Source organism: Lacipirellulaceae bacterium (assembly GCA_040218535.1).
GTDB lineage: Bacteria > Planctomycetota > Planctomycetia > Pirellulales > Lacipirellulaceae > Adhaeretor.
In genome coordinates this window covers 1580902-1597226 of record JAVJRG010000005.1, presented here as the reverse complement: position 1 = coordinate 1597226, position 16325 = coordinate 1580902, and the positions used below count along the sequence as shown (strand labels likewise).

Annotated in this window: 9 protein-coding genes; 5 read left to right on the top strand and 4 right to left on the bottom strand. The window is 55.9% G+C overall.

Features of this window, described 5'->3' with window-relative positions:
• Positions 1-4 precede the first annotated feature (4 nt).
• Complete coding sequence (locus RIB44_06580; GenBank protein MEQ8616242.1) at positions 5-1498, bottom strand: diguanylate cyclase; 1494 nt, start codon at positions 1496-1498, stop codon at positions 5-7.
• Between the two features lie 33 nt (positions 1499-1531).
• Positions 1532-1927 carry a CBS domain-containing protein gene (locus RIB44_06575; protein MEQ8616241.1) on the bottom strand — a complete coding sequence of 132 codons (396 nt, stop codon included), beginning with the start codon at positions 1925-1927 and terminating at the stop codon, positions 1532-1534.
• Positions 1928-2230: 303 nt separating this feature from the next.
• Here RIB44_06575 and RIB44_06570 point away from each other — a divergent pair, with 303 nt between their 5' ends.
• Entirely contained in the window at positions 2231-3385 is a 1155-nt protein-coding gene (locus RIB44_06570) for a hypothetical protein (GenBank protein ID MEQ8616240.1), read from the top strand.
• Positions 3386-3590: 205 nt separating this feature from the next.
• Here the strand turns inward: RIB44_06570 and RIB44_06565 are convergent, their stop codons facing one another.
• Both RIB44_06565 and RIB44_06560 read right to left on the bottom strand, forming a co-directional pair.
• A complete protein-coding gene (locus RIB44_06565; protein ID MEQ8616239.1) occupies positions 3591-6680 on the bottom strand; it encodes a PKD domain-containing protein in 3090 nt (1029 codons plus the stop codon).
• Between the two features lie 467 nt (positions 6681-7147).
• On the bottom strand, positions 7148-8812 hold the full coding sequence (locus RIB44_06560) for a PQQ-binding-like beta-propeller repeat protein (GenBank protein ID MEQ8616238.1): 1665 nt from the start codon (positions 8810-8812) through the stop codon (positions 7148-7150).
• Between the two features lie 107 nt (positions 8813-8919).
• Between RIB44_06560 and RIB44_06555 the strand changes: the two genes are divergently transcribed.
• From RIB44_06555 to RIB44_06540, 4 genes are all read left to right on the top strand, one after another.
• Positions 8920-9696 carry an SDR family oxidoreductase gene (locus RIB44_06555; GenBank protein ID MEQ8616237.1) on the top strand — a complete coding sequence of 259 codons (777 nt, stop codon included), beginning with the start codon at positions 8920-8922 and terminating at the stop codon, positions 9694-9696.
• Between the two features lie 97 nt (positions 9697-9793).
• Positions 9794-11200, top strand: coding sequence for a DUF6513 domain-containing protein (locus tag RIB44_06550; protein ID MEQ8616236.1), 1407 nt, complete (start codon positions 9794-9796; stop codon positions 11198-11200).
• Positions 11201-11212: 12 nt separating this feature from the next.
• On the top strand, positions 11213-12631 hold the full coding sequence (locus RIB44_06545; protein MEQ8616235.1) for an anthranilate synthase component I family protein: 1419 nt from the start codon (positions 11213-11215) through the stop codon (positions 12629-12631).
• 180 nt (positions 12632-12811) lie between these two features.
• Entirely contained in the window at positions 12812-16234 is a 3423-nt protein-coding gene (locus RIB44_06540) for an FG-GAP-like repeat-containing protein (GenBank protein MEQ8616234.1), read from the top strand.
• The last annotated feature ends 91 nt before the right edge of the window (positions 16235-16325 follow it).

The window sequence follows — 16325 nt, the reverse complement described above, 5'->3', positions numbered from 1 at the left end:
CGCCTTAGCTGTTGGTTACGAGTTGCTCTCCACGGACAACTTCTAGATAGTCATTCCTGCCAACGCCAATACCCACGCAGTCGGATTCTGCGACATGTTGACAAGCGGATTCGACTCGGTGGAGCAGCGAGCCGGCCGTATCATTCTCTTCGAGTTCCACCACGCCAATGGTGACGCCATAGCTCAGCGTGGGATATTGCTTCTCGTGGTGTTCGTCGGCTTTCGCCCGTAAGCGTTGCAGAGGAATTAGCGACCGTTCAAGCGTCGTGGCTGGCATCATCACGGCCAGTAAGTCTTTGTCGTACCGAACCACCAAGTCTGGCTCACGCAGTACGGAAGTGGTTAACTGAGCGACGGTTGCGATCAGGCTCTTCTGCGCTTTGACATCGTCAACATCTACGGACAGATAGTCGTTGATCTTGAGAATCGCTACACAGAACTGCCCACCGTATCGGTGCGTCTCTGCCGTGCGGCGACGAAGTTCTTCCAGGAACACTTTTCCTGCGGGCATCCCTGTTGTGGGATCGGCATAGAGATCCCCTCCGCCAACGGTTTCTACAACAGGCTTGAGGGCGTCTGCTGATTCTTTAGCGATGCCGTTACCAAATTTCTTGCAGTGAATTCCATCATGCAAGTGAGAGCAATTCCGCCCTGCTTCTTTCGATTGGTAGAGCGCGGCATCCGAGCGTGTCGTGAGTGACTCAGCATCGTCACCGTCAATGAGGCAAGCGACGCCAACGCTAACCGTGAGGCGGAGTGTAAGTCCGTTATGAACGAAACGTGTTGCTTCAACCAGGCTACGAGCACGCTCAGCAACCTCTTTGGCATGAACCGCATCAGCTCCCGGTAGGATGACGGCAAACTCCTCACCACCGCAACGGGCTACAAGGTCAGTATCCCGCACCGCTTCCATGAGTGTCGCGGCAACGTCCTTTAGGACGGCGTCGCCCGCTTGGTGTCCGTAGCGATCGTTGAAGCTCTTGAAGTAGTCAATGTCAAAGGTGAGAAGCGCGGCAGGTGTCTTGTGACGAGACCATTCTGCAAGACGTCGAGTCAATTCAAACTCAAATGCCCGGCGGTTGGCAATCTGCGTGAGCGGGTCGACCAACACGTCTTTTTTGTGAGACTCGCGTAGTTCGTGCATCGCCACACGCCAACGATCACTCATCGAACCAACAAGCATGGCGGTCGTTACGAGCGTCAGTATCCAGAGGCAGAAAGCAAGAACCGTCGCAAGTGGGATTCCCGCTGATGTCTCATTCAGACTGGGAACGAAGATGATCGTCGCTGTGAGAACGCTTAGTAGCGACAACAACCTCGCTCGTGACCTGCCCAGGAAGAATCCCGTCAAGACGACGGGCAGGTAATACAGGTGCAGCAGCCAAGGCGTATCCACATAGTAAAACCACATCAACCCCGAGATCAGGAGGACTGCTGAGGTCAGCAGAGCCTCGATCAGGCGTTCGTTCGTCGGCAGATCTGTGGAGAACTTGAACACGTATCTGGTTTCAGGCGTTGTTGCTTCAGCTATTTAGCTGGCAAGTGCCGCACTACTTTCTTGGTAGATTGCCTTGAGAACGTCACGTCGCGAAATCATGCCGACAAGCTTTCCGTTGTCCATCACTGGCACACGACGCACTCGATGCACAATGCATAGGTCGGCGACTTTATTGACAGGCTCATCTGCCTCGACAGATAGCACATTGGTCGTCATGTGCTCAGCAATGGTGTCGTTGGTCACCTTGTGGTCGTAAGCGATTGCTAGCAAAGCAAATTCAGTAACGATTCCCACGAGGTGGCCGAAATCATCCGTAACCGGTAAGCCACTAATATTCTTCTCTAGTAACGTGTCGATGGCCTCTTTGACTGAGCAATTTTGATCGATCACGGTCAGGTTGGTTGACATGATTTCGCTGGCTTTTGTCATCTTCATCTCCGATTTTCAAAGCTTCTATTCGTTGACTGGAACCGGACTGCGTCGCTCTCCTAGATTGCGGCTCTAGCTGTCCAGTGGAAATCTAGGTTAGGAAAGTCCAATCCCCGACGAATTAACTGGCAGAACTCCTTGATGCGAGACTTTGTCACAAGGAAAGGGAGCTACAACCGGTGCAGCCGTTACGATCGCTCCAGACGATTCACCTCATCGCCATCAAAGGAGAAGCGACGGTGTATGATTGGGTAGCCAAATCTTCCGTGACAACAAACCCGTGGCTCAACGTCTGCTTTTCCAATGGCCAAGCCCCAACGACTATCAACTGACCGAGTCGTCAACGCGGCTTTAGCCTTCCGGGGCTACAACGTCACGAATCTAGGACGCACCAGCGAATTGCTCGAGATCGCTGCCTATCGGGAGATCGTTGCCGAAGAACTGGGTCGGTTCGGAGCTGTCTGTGAGCGTGAAGCCTGCCGTCCAGTTGATTTGCTCCAGCTAGTCCAGGATGACAATGAACCCGACCTAGCTCACTACAGCGAGGCGGTTGCCCTGGTTGTGGCAACCGAGATAGCCCAACTTCGGCTGCTCAAAGAAGTCCATGGAGTAGACCATGGCAGAGCAAAACTTTCTTTCGGCTACAGTCTGGGTGAGCTTTCGGCAGTGTGTTGCAGCGGTGTCTTTGCCGTGGAAGACCTTGTCCGGGTCCCCTTGGCATTGGCTGAGGACTGCGTTCTGCTCTCTGAAGAGACGCGGATGGGCGTGTTATTCTCGCGTGGACCAGCAATCCCCGAAGCAGACGTTGATCGTCTGTGCGTCACGATCACAAGCGAAGGAAAAGGAACGATCGGCATCTCGGCCGTGTTGTCCCCAAATACCTATCTCTTGATTGGCCAGAACCAGACGGTCCAGCGATTCAAGGATCAGATGCACGAGCTCTTGCCGCACAAAGCCCACCTGCGGCTCAATTCCGATCAGTGGCCACCGCTACACACTCCAATCGTCCGGCAATGTGCCGTTCCTGACCGGGCGGCTGTTATGATGCAGAACCTTCCTGGCGGGTTGCAGCCTCCTTCGCCCCCCGTCGTTTCATTGGTCACGGGCAAGCGCAGCTATGACGACCATTCCGGCCGCGAAGTCCTAAGACAGTGGGTCGACCATCCTCAACGGCTCTGGGATGCCGTATGCGAAACCCTCGCTGCTGGTGTTGAAACCGTAATTCACATTGGGCCCGAGCCCAACGTCATCCCGGCAACCTTCCAGCGGCTGGCAGAGAACGTCGAACAACAGACAGGCAGCAACTCCATTGAGAGCTTTCGCCTGAGAGCGGTCGCCGGCTTGGCCCGTCGTTCCTGGCTCTCAGCATTGCTTCCTTCAAGGGCTTCGCTACTACGGGCACCGCATGTGAAGCATATCATCCTCGAAGATTGGCTGATCGAGAACGCACCGCAGTGAACCTCGCATCCCCACGCCGTAGCCACCGTTGCCAGACGGTGGATCGATTCAACAATCACACGGACACAAGTCCACGCTCTGGCGAGCGTGGCTACTGATTTCACGCGAACAATCCGTGAAATCAGTGTTCATCTGTGGCCAAAAAACCGCCGGTCACTCGAAAGTGGCCGACGGTTCGATGGAGTCATTCGGGAAGCAGCAAGAACTACACGATGTCTAGTTCTTCAACGAACTCGCTATTACGCAGCCCGAAGACATAGTCCTCGGTGCCACCTTCAAGATTGGCGAAGTAGAGGTCTTTCCCTCGGCCACCAATCAGGAAGTCCGTATCGTCGTCGTCGAACACAGTCAGATCCGCGACTAAGAAGATATCTCCATTGAGCCGGTCAACTGCTTCGGGATTTAAGCCTTGTTGTGTCAGGTTGGCGACACGGGTGTCATAGTCATGGCTCGAGGTCCACTCGGCCATGATGGAATCGATGGCGGACAAATCGCTATCGAAGCTTGTCGTGCCGGAGATCAGGATATCTGAACCACCTTGCCCCACGATCAAGTCCGAGCCGTCGCCGCCGATTAGCAAGTCGCGACCGCTACGCCCAACAAGGGTATCGTCGCCATCGCCGCCGATTAGCGCGTCGTTGCCGTGCCCACCAAGCAACAGGTCGTGGCCACCGTCGCCGAACATGGTCGCATCGAGATCGATCCACGAAGAGACGAAGCCAACATCGTTACCGTCACCCAGGTAATAGACGATTCGATCCACGTCCGCAGGGTCAAACACTTCGGACTGAACCGCACCGCCGTCCAAGCGATACTTCACTTTGATATCGCAATTATAGGTGTGGAACGCCTTTACTCGATCGTCGCCGTTGGTGCCGACGAACTGAAGAACACCATCATTCAGGCCTACGCCGGCAATCACCGTAGCAGTTGTTTCGACCGCTTCACCCGTATCGTCGTCCGTCAAGGTGAGCGTCACATCGTAGAAACCACCATTGGCGTAAACATGGTCACCCGTGATCGTCCCTGTGTTCTGGTCGACGACACCCACGGTCGTCGTGCCGTCACCCCAATCGATCACCGCTGTGTGCGTATCCAGCGTTCCAACATCAGTGAAATCGGCGGAGAGTGTAACGGTCTCGCCCTGCTCTGCTCCACCAATCGCTGGCGAGCTGGTTGTTAGGCTAGTAATCTCCGGCGCTAGGTTGTTCACCGTTACGCTTGCGGTTTCGCTTCCCGAACCAAGATCGTCATCCGCAACGGTCACATTGATGGTAAACGCGTCACTGGCCGTGCCGGTCGGGTCGTCATCAAGATACTGGTGCGTGAACGAGCCGCTACGGTCGCCGAGTGTGAGTGCAACGGATTCGACCGTGCCATCGCCCCAGTCGATCGTTACATCATGCGTGTCGAGCGTTCCCACATCGTCAAACGAAACGTCAAGCGTTGCGACACCGTTCTCGTCAATCGTCGGCGTTGCAGTCAGCACGAGGTTTGTCGGGGCGACGTTGTTAACGGTGACGTTTGCCGTTCCGCTTCCCGACGCTAGATCATCATCCGTTACTGTGACGTTAATCGTAAAGCTATCGCTCGCGGTCCCGGTCGGAGCATCGTCCAGGTACTGATGTGTCAACTGGGTTGTGCGATCACCCACGGTTAAATTCACGGTATCCGTATTGCCATCGCCCCAATCGACGACGACTTCATGGGCGTCAAGGACCCCTGGATCGTCGAAGGAAACATCAAGCGTCGCCACACCGTTCTCATCGATCACTGGCGTCGCATTGAGAACCAAGTTATTCGGGGCCACGTTATTGACGGTGACATCAAACAGCTCCGTTACGCTACCGCCGCCGGTGTCGGTCACTATCACCTCAACGGTGAACACACCATCATCAACGTAACTATGCGTGCCGTTGAAGCTGCCCATCGTGTCAGGTCCACCCGGACTGCCAGGGGTAACAGCGATTTCACCGCCGGTATCGCTTCCCGTTTCGGTTGCTGAACCGTCGCCCCAGTTAATCGTGTAGGAGTAATTCTCAATGATCGGCGTACCGCTGAAGGTGATCGTGCTGACAGAGCCATCTGTAGCAGTAGGATTCGCAAACACATTGCCACTGCCTGCTGCAACGCTTTCGGTTCCCGTCCCCGAGAAAGTGCCTGAGGCGCTGTAAGCGAGCACAATCTCACCGCCACCGCCACCACCACCAACTTGGATACCACTTCCACCGTCACCACCATCGGCGCTCAAGGTGCCGTCTTGAGTGATGTTGGTCGCATGAACGAGGATGCCGCCACCAGCACCACCACCACCGCCAGTTCCCCCATTAAAACCTGGGTAGCCACTAGCTGCGTCGGCCAAGATTTGCCCCGTCGTAGAAATGACGATGGAATTCACCGCCCCAACTTCTACTCCGCCACCACCTGCGCCACCAAATCCGATGGCAGTAGCCGTTGTGTTCACACCAGCTGCACTTCCGCCGCTACCGCCTTGGATGGAATTCACAACGTCAAGGAAGCCCGTTCCACCCGAGCCTCGACCACTGCCGAAGGCTGATCCAGCTTGACCGTTGCCGTGGCTTCCACCTCCCGAGCCGCTGGCTCCTCCCAAAGGTCCGCCGGTACCAAGCTCACCGACCGAGGTGAGCGGAGCACCCGCAGCCGCGTAACCGTCACGTCCGCCCAAGCCGTTGCCTTGAGCGTCGCCACCCATGCCGCCACCAGCACCTGGAATAGTTGCTTGCGTAAGATTCGTATTCACGAATGACTCGGCAGAAACATCAATGTTTCCTGAAATGTCTACATCTAATTGCGACAACAACGCCAACGGTCGCGAGCCCGTCGCCCGTAGGTTGATTCCCGCGTCTAGTTCGAAGTCATCGAAGGCAAACACGGCAATCTCGTACGAGCCGAAACCCGCATCCGCCGTTTGAATGACACCACTCCCAGTAAATCCACCGGAAATCGTCAACGCATCGGTATCAATGACGACGTCTGTCGCCGGATCAAAAAGGCCATTTGCTGTGCTGTTTGCAGTAAAGTCTGCCGGATCAAGACCGACACTCGAAGTGCCGCTGCTTTCAACCAGATCGGAGAAACTAAAGCCAACACTTACCGAAGAGCCTTCATCAATCGGCCCTGGAGCCGTAAAACTCAAAACCGGGTCGCTGGTAAGCAGGATCCGGCTTTCCAAAGTTTCCAATCGAAGACCGTTGCGAGCGTTAACGGCACGGCGCTTCGCCCGTTTTGATTGGTTTTTACGTGTTGGCTTTTTACGACCTGAGAATGAAGGCATGGACGACTCCCCAGAATAGGACATTGACGGTCAGCAGGAACAAAAATGAAAAGAGAAACGAAGCAACAGCTCAAAAATCACTTACCGAACTTTGGTCCTGAAGAGTGTTCGATAAGTAATACGTTGCTCCTCAAAGGTGACGAGAGCAAAATACGTCAGCTCATGTGGTAGAGGTGTGTTTGATGCTCGCACCTTCTCTAATGTCAGCAGCCTACTTATTCCGTTTTCCAATTGCCAGAAGAATCGTCCAGATTTTTTCACTTTGGGACGCGCGCAGTGAGAGTTGCTGCGAACGCGTTCTGACTAACTCTTGTGCGAGTTATTTCGTTTCGAGAATACGAACCGGATAGAAATCTTTTGCGCAAAACTGCGGCGAGCCACGCCACATGTGTGGCAAGCGACAATAATTTCGCACGCACGCGACAGAAACTGAAAGTAGCGAATCCAGTTGGTTATCGTCGACTTTCTTATTCTGTCGGCTCGCTGGGTTCCGTAACTTCTTGCTCTACAACGGGTAACTCGAAGCAAGCTACCTCCAGTGCGTTACGAACCAACAAGAGGTTCCCCGCGAGCGTGGGGTTATTCCAAGTGATGCCTTCGATCGCCTCGAAGCTAGCGAGTTCGGTATACCGCTTCGGTGAGGCTTCGACGAGAACCACTTCGCCGTACTCGCTGAGGATAAGAATTACATCATCGACCAGTAGAATCTGACCGTGCCCTAATTTAGGAGAGCGCCGCTTTTTCCAGCGTTTGCGCCCCGTCTTTAGGTCGACACACTGCAAAATCGCTTCGTCGAGCCCGTAAACGTAGCCCTCATGCACGACCACATTGCCCATCTTGGTCTTCATCACAGGCAAAACGCCCTGCTTCCCCCCCCGCCAAGTTGGCTTGGCATCCCAAGACTCGCCGTCGAGCTTGATCTGGAGAACGGTCGAACCATGTCCATATCCTTTGGAGAGAAAAACACGATCCTCACCTAGCGGGACCGGCTGAGAAACTGCCGCGTCAGCACCACTGTCGCTCGGCCAGTCGTAAGTCCAGAGCTGCTTGCTGTCATCCGCGCGAACGGCACGCACAAGACCTTGATCGACACTGAGAATCTGTTGCACACCCGCAAGCGTAGCTAACACGGGCGAAGCGTAAGAGGAAAGCGCGTCGCCTGAAGTCCATAGCTCGTCGCCAGTTTCCGCATCATAGGCAATCAACGAACGGCCATCCTCACCACCCACGCTGACGACGACGACTCCATCAAAGACAAGCGGCGAATTGCTTTTACCCCAGAGAACATTCTGTGCCTTGTTCTCTTTGAGCACATCACGCGACCAAACAACCTTGCCCGTGTGAAGTTCCAGACTATTTAGAATCCCCGTCGCACCTTGCGCATAAACGCGATCCTTATGGATCGTCGGTGTGGCACGCGGGCCTTCGTAGCCTAGCGAACCGGCGCCACTTGGATCCCAGCGCACCGGATCGTCATGAGCCCAAATTAATTCTCCTGTGTCGAGGTCGTAGCAAGTGACTAGCTCGTCATCGCCCCGTTGCTCTTGTGTAATCGCACGTCGACCGATCACCGCAAAGCCTGACCAACCCGCACCAATCCGCTGCCGCCAAACTTCCTTGGGAGACGACTTCGCAAGTCTCTCACGATCGAGCTTCACATTCTCCGCTTCTGCCCAAAAACCGGTACCCAGAAACCGCGGATAATCTGTTGCCGCCGAACTCCAGTCAGGATCGTCCGCAACGACTTCTTTAACGTTCGCGACTGCCGGTGCAAGATCACGATCTGCTTCGCCGCCGCGCCAGCGCCAACCAATGATCCCAACATCGCCGTTATGCACGGCTTCAATCGGAAGCACTTGAGCGAGGAACAAAGTCGCAGGGGTAAAGAACAGGGCGACGACGAGCGTTAAAGCGACCGCCACCAAACGGCCAGTCCCCCGCAATCCGCTACTTCGCCAAATCCAAATCGCCAGCCCGGTTAGCGCGACCGCCACGGCGATGTACCCAACAACGTTCTTTATATCGTCAGGCGCATCGGTCATCAGATACCCAGCGTAAAGAGCCGCAAGGCCCCCAACCCAAACAAATGGCATCCAAACCCTTCGTGGTCCGGCAACGGTTTCGTTCGACACGACATCAATCTCCCGTGAATCATTCAAGAGAACCTGCAAGACTGTTATCCTATACCTGAGCCAATCACACGAGAACAGTCCACCCACCACGATCGACGAGTCCAACCATTTCCGCACCCTATGACAAACAACAGCAGTGGGCCGTCGTCACCGGCAGTTCCCGAGGTATCGGCCGAGCGATTGCCCTTGAGCTAGCCAACGCGGGCGTGAATATCGTCGTCCACGGCGGACACGACCGGACCGCGGCCGAAGCAGTTCAGAAGGAGGTTGAACAACTCGGTCGCGAGACAGACATTGTGCTGCTTGATCTCTCCGCAACCGACCGGCTCGGCAAGTTCGCCGAGGGCTTGTGGCAACGTCGTCCGATTGACATTTGGGTGAACAACGCGGGCGCCGACGTCCTCACGGGCGCCGACGCCGACCTTTCGTTTGATAAGAAATTCGAAACCGTTTGGAAAACCGACGTCGCTGCTACTCTGCTGCTCTCACGCGAAATTGGCAGCCGCATGCGCGAGCGTGGCTCAGGATGCATCATCAACATCGGTTGGGATCAGGCAGAACTTGGCATGGAGGGCGACAGCGGCGAGATGTTCGCCGCCTCGAAGGGGGCCATCATGTGCGCTAGCAGAAGCCTTGCGAAATCGTTCGCCCCCGAAGTCCGCGTCAACTGCGTCGCGCCGGGCTGGATCAAAACCGCCTGGGGCGAAGAAGCGTCCGACTACTGGCAATCTCGTGCGGAGAAGGAAGCGTTGCTGAACCGTTGGGGGACACCCGATGATGTCGCCGCTGCGGTCGCTTTCTTAGCCTCAGAGAAAGCCTCCTTCATCACCGGGCAAACATTGAAGGTCAACGGCGGCTTCCGTAGCTCGGCCTTCCAAGGCTGAGTAGAGAGAGTTTGAACTTCTGAGCGAATCAACCAATTATTAGAGGTTGAATTACCAACCGCCAACATCTCGGGCCTGGAGGCCCGAGCTACTTTCGATGTCCGATTCTTCTTCTCAACGCGAACACTACCACTTCGTCACCGGACGCTTGGCGGAACACGCGCTCAAGTCGATCGTCGCGCCGCTCGCTGCAGAAGTTGGATTCGACTACTCCGTCCAAGTCATGCCGATTACCGTCGCTGCATTGATGTCCCCCGCGTGGATCGCCAAGCGGCTTGAACTTCCTGAGCAGGCAACTCAACTTCTCGTCCCCGGTTACTGCGAGGGAGACGTGCAGCCGCTTGAAGCCGCCGCACATTGCCCCATCGTGATTGGCCCCCGCGATCTTCGCCAACTCCCGACTTTCTTCTCCCGCCCTGCCCCACCCACCGAATACGGCGCGTACGACCTGGAGATCATCGCCGAGATCAATCACTGCCCTCGATTAGAACTTGCGGAGATTCTGGAGATCGCAAGGCGTCATGCAGAGAATGGTGCCGACGTGATCGATGTCGGCTGCGAACCGGGCGCCCCCTGGAACGGTGTCGGCGAAACCGTCCACGCTTTGCGAGACGCCGGGTATCGCGTCTCGATTGACAGTCTCAACCCCAAAGAAATCGCCCCCGCCGTCGCCGCCGGTGCCGAGCTCGTCCTCAGCATCAACAGCACTAACCGCGAGGCGGCAATCGATTGGGGTGTGGAGGTGATCGCGACACCCGACGTTCCTGCCACTTTGGAAGGACTCGACGAGACGGTCGACTTTCTCGCCCGCGAAGGCGTCCGCCTACGAATCGATCCCATTCTCGAACCCATCGCTTTCGGCTTTGCTAAGAGTCTCGGACGGTATCTCGAAATTCGCCAGCGCTACCCTGACGCCGAGATGATGATGGGCGTCGGCAATCTTACCGAACTGACCGACGTAGATTCCGCCGGCGTCAACACGTTGCTCTTAGGCTTCTGCCAAGAAATCGGCATCCGCAGCATTCTCACGACCGAAGTCATTAACTGGGCCAGAACTAGCGTCCTCGAATGTGACCTCGCCCGTCGACTAATGCACCATGCCGTCACGCAGCGGGTGCTGCCCAAGCACGTCGAACCACGGTTGGTGATGCTTCGCGATCCTGAAGTCGTCGAAACTACTTTGAATGAAATCGAACAACTTGCCAGTTCGATTAAGGACAATAACTACCGCATCTTCGCCACCGACGGCGAAGTCCACCTTGTAGGCAACGGACTGCACCTCCACGATGCCGACCCTTTCACCGTGATGGAGCAACTACGCACTTCCGGCCCAGAAGGTGGCCTGCCAAAAAACCTCGACGCCGGCCACGCGTTCTACCTGGGCTACGAAATGTGCAAAGCCCTCACGGCGATAACCCTAGGCAAAACCTACCAACAAGACGAGCCCCTCAACTGGGGATTCGCCACCCGAGAAGAAACTCGCCACTATTTGAAGCGGAAATAGTTACGGCCACAAATGCTAGAGACCTTCCAACTCCCACTAGCTGAACCCCTCCCCGCAAAGCTCACCGCGGAGCAGGTCTTCGTACGGCTTGCCGGTCTTGAGCATCTTGTTTTCTTCGATAGCGCGCTGCAAGGCGAAAAGACGGGGCGTTATTCTTTTCTGGCGGTTGATCCCTTTCACTGGTTTACGATCCCCGCCAACGGTTCGGATGCACTCAGCGAACTGGCTCGGGTCGCGCAGCCATTCGAAGCGAAGAATCGCGACGACTTACCACCCTTTCAAGGCGGCATCGCAGGTCTAGCGAGTTACGATCTCTCCCGTAGCCTCGAAAGAATCGCCCCGCCCACGTACGACGATTTGCCGGTGCCTGCCCTGGCTGTTGGGCTCTACGATTTAGTGTTCGCGTTCGATCACGACACCGGCCAGAGTTGGATCATCTCGCAGGGTTTCCCCGAGACCGACTTTGCTGATAGGCACCAACGAGCTGAAGCTCGTCTGGCCGAAGCGAAGCAGTGGCTTCGTGATCCACGACCTCATTCGGTAAGTTCTCCAACACAAACTCCCAACTCGCAGCTCGCACCCCAACACTCCATCCAGGGCGAAACCGTCACCAGCAACTTTACCAAAGACCAATTCTGCGCGTGTATCCAGCACGGCATCGACTACATCTACGCCGGCGATTGCTTCCAAGTGAATCTCGCCCAGCGTTTGCTCGCCCCAGCAACCAGTTCTTCAGTTGAACTTTATCAGCGATTAAGAACGCGAAACGCCGCTCCTTATGCCTGTTACCTCGATCTGGGCGACTCACAAATCTGCAGCGCTTCGCCCGAGTGCTTTCTCACCGTCCGTACAGGAACGGAAGGACAGCGGCAGGTCGAAACGCGCCCCATCAAGGGCACCCGTGGGCGTTCGCCAAATGCCGTGGCCGATCTGTTCACCGGCGACGACTTACTTGCCAGTGAGAAAGATCGAGCTGAGAACGTGATGATCGTCGATCTCCTGCGTAACGATCTCTCACGCGTCTGCAAACCTGAAAGCGTCCACGTCGCGAAGCTCTTTGAGTTAGAAACTTACGCCTTTGTCAAACACCTCACTTCGGTCGTCCGCGGCGAACTGCAGGAAGGCATCACGCCCCTCGACCTCCTCCGCGCCAGCTTCCCAGGAGGCTCGATAACCGGCGCCCCCAAAGTCCGCGCGATGGAAATCATCGCCGAGCTCGAACCGACCGCCCGCGGCGCCTACTGCGGCTCGCTCTTCTACCAAGGCTTCGACGGCACGTTCGACTCGAATATCCTTATCCGCACCGTCACGGCAAGCCAAGGTTGGTGGCAACTCCCCGTCGGTGGCGGTATTACGGCGCAAAGCGACCCCGAGGACGAGTACCGTGAAACGTGGCACAAGGCGCGGGGATTGCTGGAAGCGCTAAGCTGACCCCATTCCAGTTATCATGAAACACCTCGAGGTCTCACGCAGATAATCCAATCTGCAGCATTCTCCTCGCAATTAGTCGCGTTTTGAGCATAATAGCTGGTTAGGTCGAATCGACAGCGATGGTGGTGATTCGACCTTACCCGGACACGACTCTCATCTTGGTACTCTGAAACCAACACTATGACTCATAAGCCGCGATCACACTCTGCGCCTGCCCATCGACGTCGCCTCAGTCTCGAACAGCTCGAATCGCGTCACATGCTCACGGCTGTGCCATTTGGCCCGGAGCAATTGATTGATACCAACGAGGCCACCGACACCCTCATCATTATGGCCGATCTCGACGGCGATGGGGACCTCGACCAGTTGGCGGCCGACGACGGCGTGTTCTGGTACGAGAACACCGACGGGGCGGGCACGTTTGGCTCGGCACAAACGATTGCCACGGCTGCACAAGCCAACAACGTCCGCGGACTCGACGTGGGAGACGTCGATCGCGATGGCGATCTCGATGTGTTCGCCTCGTCTGTCTCGGACGATAAGGTGCAGTGGTTTGAAAATTTTGGTCCCAACTTTTTTAGTTCTCCTAAACTCATTTTTTCGCACAGCAGCGTTGGCGCGTCTGTCAAGTTGGTCGACGATGACGGCGATGGCGATCTGGACGTCCTGTTCGACGGCAATGTGGGCAGGTATGAAAACAACGGCTCGGGCGGCTTCACACCGTCAGGGTCTGGCTTGAGTGCCGACTATATTACGACGACCGATTCTAATCAGGGTGGGCAACTGTATATCATTACTGCCGACTTGAGCGCAAACACCATTACTCTCGATGCTGGGGGAACAACGGCGAGCGTTCCTCTGAATGCCCCACGCAACCTAACTGCCGCGGACCTTGACGGTGATGGTTTCACAGACGTCATCGCCACTTCCGGTACCGATGGCGATTTAGTCTGGTACAACAACCATGGCACTACAGGAAATTTCTTTCAAGGAAATCCTTTCAAAAAGACTATCGATAGCGGACTCACCGGTGCCTATGACGTGACCGTGGGCGATTTGGACGCAGATGGCGATCTCGACCTGCTGGCCAGCGGGCGCAGCGGTTCGGGGACGATTGCCTGGTATGAGAACGGCGGCGAGAGCGATCCCACGTTCACTCGCCACGTCCTGGAAATGCCGCCAACTGCCGAGGATGTCGCAATAGGCGACATCGATAACGATGGTGATTTGGACGTCAGCTATGTCTCCTCCAATAACAACCGCCGCGTCTGGCGAGCGAATCTGGCGATTCACTCGGGGATCACGATCAATTCGCAAGCAGAAGTAACCATTGACGGCATTTTTTTTGGTGCAGTATCCGTAACAACAGCAGACATCGACGGGGACGGCGATCTCGATGTCCTCGGAGCTGCAGATAATGCTGGTGACATCACTTGGTGGGAAAACACCGCCGGCAATGGCTCGGCTTGGACCGAACATACTATCGACAGCAGCTATGATCGCGCTAGATCTGTAACCACGGCGGACGTGGACGGGGACGGCGATCTCGATGTCCTCGGAGCTGCACAGCGGGCCGATGACATCACTTGGTGGGAGAACACCGTCGGCGATGGCTCGGCCTGGGCCGAGCATACCATTGACGGCAGTTTCAACGGTGCTGCTTCCGTCAGGACGGCGGATGTGGACGGGGACGGCGATCTCGATGTCCTCGGAGCGGCATTTGCTGCCGATGACATCACTTGGTGGGAGAACACCGCCAGCGATGGCTCGGCCTGGACCGAGCATACCATCGACGGCAGTTTTGATGGTTCTACTTCCGTAACCACGGCGGACGTGGACGGGGACGGTGATCTCGATGTCCTCGGAGCCGCAGTTCGTGCTAATGACATCACCTGGTGGGAGAACCGCCGTGCGCAGTTCAGTTTGAATACTTCCGATACTGCACCAGCGCAGATTTTACCCGGTGATGAGAGCGAGCTGTTGAAGATTGACTTTACCCATTTGGGACGGAGCGGCGATGCCGCTGCGCAGTTGGAATCAGTGCAGCTCCGCATCGAGACAAGCAGTGGTACGGCTTTGACAACCGCTGAGGCCAATGCGGTGATTGACCGACTGGTTCTCTATCGAGACGACGATGATAATGGTGTCTTTAACGCCCCAATTGACACCGCTATTAGCTCTGTTGACAACTTGACGCTGACCAATGGGTTGCTCTCACTTTCACTTCCCTCGGGCGTTGGCACCGTTGCTGTGCTCGCAGCTACTACTCGTTCTTATCTCGTTGTCGCCGAGTTTCCCACCAATGCGGGGGCTGCTCCAGAAACGAGTTTTCGCCTGGTTCATCAAACAACAGGAGCAACAACAACTTCGGCAACGTATTTCGACCAAACCGATCCGTTATTGTCTCTTCCTCAGGCAAACGTAACCTCGTCGACGGTCACTGTGGCGCCGCTATTGGCGACTTCGATCACACGGTTAGATCCCACTCCAACCAATGCAGGGAGCGTATCCTATTCAGTCGTCTTTGACCGCGATGCGATAGGCGTAAGCGTGGACGATTTTTCGTTGACAACCACGGGCGATGTAGCAGGAAATGTTTCGCAAGTTGTGCAAGGGACACCTTCCTCCTATACCGTGACAGTCGATAACATCACCGGCACTGGAACCCTGCGCCTCGACCTAGAAGACGATGATACAATTGTCGATCCTAATGGTAACCCGCTCGGTAACTTTGGCGTTGGCAACGGAGACTTCGAGGGCGAAGTCTACATGATCGATAACATGCTGCCGCAAGTGCTGAGCATCGTTCGCCTTGATGAGATATCATTCCCACCGTTTTTTCTGACCTTCTGGGTAACCTTCAACAAATCGGTTACGGGCGTCGATGTCACTGATTTCCAGATTGCGACGACTGGAACCGCCACCGGAACGATTCTCCGCGTTGATGAACAGCAGCCCTTTTCCTACCTGGTCGATATCGAGAACATTGCCGGCGCTGGAACCCTTGGTCTGAATCTGATCGACGACGATTCGATCTTCGACACGGTCGATCCCACACCGTTGCCGCTCGGCGGAGTCGGCACAGGCAATGGCGATGCGACCGGCCAAGTCTTCACGTTGCCGGCGGGCGACTTCGACACTGACGATGACGTAGATGGCTTCGACTTCCTCACCTGGCAACGCGGCTTCGGCGTCACCAGCGGTGCCACCGTAGCCGACGGCGATGCCAACAACGATGGGGCCGTCAACGGCTTTGATCTTGCGTTATGGAAGACCAATTACGGACAGACGCAATCGATCGTCGCGGCAGCGAGCAGTCCTTCAACAGAAGAACCAATTGCGGATCGCTCGGAGCTAATCGATGCTGCCTTAGAAATGGCACTGCATGACATTGACAATCGCGTCGAAGCAATCGTTCCAAGGCAAGTCCCTCCTATACTCACAGAAGTGAGACAATTGGAATCAGCTGTCCGTCACTTCGTGTCCTTTTCAGATGACACTCCCGTAGAGACCCTTTCTCAGCAAGCTGACGACCGATCACCCGAAGGGCCGCAGGAGTGGCTCTCTGAGGAATTGCTGGAATCCGTGTTCGCAGAGAAATAGGCGACCGGAGTTGCCCGCAGGACGAGTACCGCGAGACGGGGCACAAGGCGCGTGGAATCCCAGAAGCACTTAGCTGAAATCTGTAACCGTA